This is a genomic window from Paenibacillus sp. N119s (assembly GCF_059447605.1).
The window spans coordinates 1-4,133 of record NZ_JCAJRU010000335.1 but is presented as its reverse complement, the minus strand read 5'-3'; the positions used below and the strand labels follow the sequence as shown (position 1 = coordinate 4,133).

Genomic DNA, 4,133 nt, shown 5'->3' with positions numbered 1-4,133 from the left:
TTCCCTTCCCCTTTGGCGCCTACACGCTTCAACGGATACAGAATCCGATCCGGATCATATACCCGCTCGGTCATATTGCGGACTTTGTTGCATATAGCCCCTTTGGTAATGGGATGATCCGGATTACCAGTCACCTTGACTATCTTTCCATGTTCCTTGTGAAGCAGGAGCCCACATGTATCCGGGCAATCCAACGGGCATACAGCCGGAAAAATACCGTTTTGCTGTTCCGTCATCCGCTGTCCTCTTTGTAAGTTATGTTGAAGTGTGGCCTCAAGAGGCGCGCTATTGCGATGATCCATGGTGTTCATGCTCCTTTCCGTTACCGTTTCCAAAAATTACACTGTTCTTATCATATCTACAGCTTTGTTCTATGGCAAGAGAAGGATTTTACCACACAGCCTCTCTCAAAACATTAAAAAAATCCGTCTGCTACATAGAGCAGGACGGATTTTAGAAATCATAATTATTTTTTATCATGCTGTTTCACTCTTACGAACTCAGGGTAAAAGAGATCAAGGCATTATGGACGAGAGCACACTCATCCTCCATGCCAAATCATGGACCACTCCCAAAAAAATCCGCCATGACAGGTTTCGTTCCCCCGGGCCTGTCATGGCGGATTTGCTTTGTTCATTGTTTCATAAAGCAATGTAATTATGCATGGTCACTCAACGGATTGGATGCAACTGAAGAAGTAGTTTGAGATTCATTCATGGAATGTACCTTGGCTTGAGTTTTCTTCAGATAGGCCAGCCAGTAGGCTCCAGCCACAAACAGGCTACCACCTACCAAATTCCCCAACCAGACCGGAATGAAATTCATAACATACGCTGCCCACGAAAAATGACCTGCAAAAATAGCTGCCGGAATGAGAAACATATTGGCAACAACGTGCTGAAATCCAATGGCAACAAAGGCCATGGTCGGGAACCAAATCCCCATAATTTTGCCACCAATGGAGTCTGTACTGTATGCCAGCCATACAGCCAGTGCTACGAGCCAGTTACATCCTATACCTGATATAAAAGACTGTAAAAAGCTTTCATCCAGCTTATGTCCTGCCATATCCACGACTTTGTCCAGATAAGGACCTGTTTCTGTCAAGCCCAGAACATGCCCAAAGAAAAACGCAACAAATATGGCACCTGCAAAATTACTGAGCGTAATAATCGCCAAATTACGAAGCATGGTTCCTGTCTTGATTCGTCCTGCCCATCTCGCCAAAGGAACTGCCATCATATTGCCAGTCAGCAATTCGCCACCAGCGACCAAAACTAATATCAGACCTACAGGGAACACCGCAGCTCCAATAAAGGTAGCAATGCTTCCCCACTCTTTAGGTGCACTTGCAATAACACGTATATCCAGCAAAAACCCGAGTGCAATAAATGCACCTGCCAAAAATCCCAATACCACCGCCACAGTCCACGGGTTGTTCGCTTTGGCCACTCCTGTTTCCACCGTCTTCTCGGCGATTTGCCCCGGTTTATAGCTTGCCATCTGCCCCCGCTCCTTTAATATCTTTTAAAATATTCTTCTTTCATATTTTATTTAAAATCAGTGATTATGTTTGTGAAAAAAATCACTTTGTCGGATATAAAAAAAACAGCCCTCCTAAAAGGACTGTTTTTCTGTATGATTACATCTACTGCGCTACTAATGCGCTTTACATTTAATTATATTCTTCCTTTTCAAGGGCTCTCAAGAACCAAAGAACTCCGCCCAGACCGACGGCTGCGACAACTACAAGAAAAAGGATATAAAACAAACCCATTATCTACTTCTCCCCCTAATCCTTATGCTCTCTATATTGTACTATAAGGATTCATCTATACGCTTCAGATTGTTGACAAACTTATGAACAATGTCACAGACAAATTAAATTATACAGTAACTGGATTTCGTTCCGATATCGTAGGCAATGCTTGCAAACCTGCCGCGTTCAGGAAATTCCAAGGTTTGTTATAGTGCGGCTGGAAGAAGAAATCGACAAAAGCCAACTGGTCAATGGTCATATGATTTTGAATCGCTACAGACAGTGTGTTAATGGATTGCGTCAAATCCACCTTCGACATAATTTGGGCCCCGACAATTCTTCGAGTCCCCTGCTCATATACAACTTTCAGCAGCACCTTTTCAGAGGTAGGCATAAACTCAGGACGATAGCTGTCCTCGATTGTTACAGCTTCTACAGTCATACCCTCGTCTATTGCTGCGGCTTCTGTCATTCCTGTTCCTGCAATATTATCTTCGTAAATTTTGATACCCGAAGTTCCTTGTGTGCCCATGTAGGCAATGGTCGGCTGTACCAGATTGCGCGCCACCAGCGTACCCATACGAACCGCATTGGTCGCTAACGGAATATACGCTGTTTTGCCAGTCGGATTATATCGAATTGCACAACTGTCGCCTGCTGCAAACACGTCCGGGCAGCTACTTTGCATATAATTGTCTACGATAATCGCACCGTTAGGCAACATATCTACCTGACCTTTCAGCAGATCCGTTTGAGGCCGGAAACCGATACAAAGTATAACAAGCTCTGTTTCATATTCTCCTTTGGAGGTCACAACCTTGCTCACTTTACCATTAGTCCCCTCAAAACGACTTACTGTCTCGCCAAGTACCAGCTTAATGCCATGTTCTCTCAGGGAATTTTCAATTCGGTCTGTATACTCATGGTCCAGATATTTATTCAATATACGATCAGCACTGTCGATCAGCGTTACGTTTTTGCCGTTCATTTGGAAAGCTTCTACCAATTCAACCCCAATGTATCCGGCTCCGACGACTGTAATGTTCTGTACGTGCTGAGCTTTCTCAATGATTTCATTCGAATGATTATAGTTTTTACAGAGCAAAATATGATCAAGTTCAATACCTTCCAGCTTCGGAATAATTGGCCACGACCCGGTAGTTACAATCAATTTATCAAATGTGTCGGTAAATTCCTCACCTGTTTGGAGATTGCGTGCATGCAGCGTTTTGCCAATCGTATCCACACTCGTTACTTCATGAAGCATCTTGGTCACTACACCCATGTCAGCCAGTTGATCTGGGGAAGAATAAAACAATCCGTGCGGATCTTTGACGACACCACCGACGTACAGTGCAATACCACAAGATAAAAATGAAATATTGTCATTACGCTCATAGACCGTAATTTCGGCATCTGGATAACATTTAGCTGTGTTGACAATGGCTGCCGTACCTGCGTGTGTACATCCGATAACTGCTACTTTCATGTTGAATTCCTCCTTGGTGTGTGGGCATAAAATGTATAATAATTGTGAATACTTTCACTTAAGCGACTCGTTATTCTTTGTGATTTATTTCACTTCATACGCTCATTATAGTGTGATGTTTTTCACATTACAATAGCTTTCTATTTTATTCACAGTTTGTCCACATTTTAAAAGACAAGGATAGCTGAACTCAGTCGTTTGCTGAAATCTTGTTTTTAGCTCCATTCAGTTTTCCCTATGTACCCCCTGTTTATGCCCTTAAAATAGACTCTCACAAGATGCGTCAATCATTAGGCAAACGCGTATGTAGAAATAAAAAAAGGTCCGTTTCCCCGAGACAGGCGGAAACCAGACCTTGTTAAACATACATTAGTTTAAATAGACGAAGCTATTATAACAACTGCTCAATGGCAGCTCTCATCGCTTCCGGTGACTCCTTAGGCTCAAAACGCGCCACAGGCACACCCTCACGATTCACAATGAATTTTGTAAAATTCCACTGAATTGTTCCATCTTCCTGTTCGCCAGGCTGCTGTTTCTTCAAATATTCAAACAGAGCTGCTGTATCCGGTCCGTTCACATCCACTTTGGCGAATACCGGGAAATTAACCCCGTAATTCAATTGGCAAAATTCAGCCGCTTCCTCGCTGCTGCCTGGCTCCTGGCCACCAAATTGGTTGCAAGGGAAACCTAAAACTACGAAGCCCCGATCCTTATATTCATCATAAAGCTTTTGCAACTCCCCGTATTGCGGGGTAAGTCCACACTTACTAGCGGTATTGGCAATCACCAGCACTTTACCTGTGTAAGTTTCCAGAGAAACCTCCTGATTGGCTGGTGTTACGGCATTATATGAATAGACAGACACACAGCATCCTCCTTCAT

At 43.5% G+C, this 4,133-nt stretch carries 3 protein-coding genes and 1 pseudogene; all 4 read right to left on the bottom strand.

Going from position 1 to position 4,133, the window contains the following annotated elements:
* Nucleotides 1-302 (bottom strand): annotated as a pseudogene (locus AC5V8P_RS23990) (molybdopterin oxidoreductase family protein); the annotation flags it as partial.
* Between the two features lie 355 nt (nucleotides 303-657).
* On the bottom strand, nucleotides 658-1,503 hold the full coding sequence (locus tag AC5V8P_RS23985; protein WP_064797758.1) for a formate/nitrite transporter family protein: 846 nt from the start codon (nucleotides 1,501-1,503) through the stop codon (nucleotides 658-660).
* A gap of 383 nt (nucleotides 1,504-1,886) precedes the next feature.
* Nucleotides 1,887-3,248 carry an FAD-dependent oxidoreductase gene (locus AC5V8P_RS23980; protein ID WP_064797757.1) on the bottom strand — a complete coding sequence of 454 codons (1,362 nt, stop codon included), beginning with the start codon at nucleotides 3,246-3,248 and terminating at the stop codon, nucleotides 1,887-1,889.
* A gap of 391 nt (nucleotides 3,249-3,639) precedes the next feature.
* Nucleotides 3,640-4,116 carry a glutathione peroxidase gene (locus AC5V8P_RS23975; protein WP_063213823.1) on the bottom strand — a complete coding sequence of 159 codons (477 nt, stop codon included), beginning with the start codon at nucleotides 4,114-4,116 and terminating at the stop codon, nucleotides 3,640-3,642.
* Between the last annotated feature and the right edge of the window lie 17 nt (nucleotides 4,117-4,133).

What these genes read in the sequence shown, in the direction of transcription:
- AC5V8P_RS23985 (WP_064797758.1), bottom strand. Translation starts at nt 1,503, where the DNA reads ATGGCAAGCTATAAACCGGGGCAAATCGCCGAGAAGACGGTGGAAACA.
- AC5V8P_RS23980 (WP_064797757.1), bottom strand. Translation starts at nt 3,248, where the DNA reads ATGAAAGTAGCAGTTATCGGATGTACACACGCAGGTACGGCAGCCATT.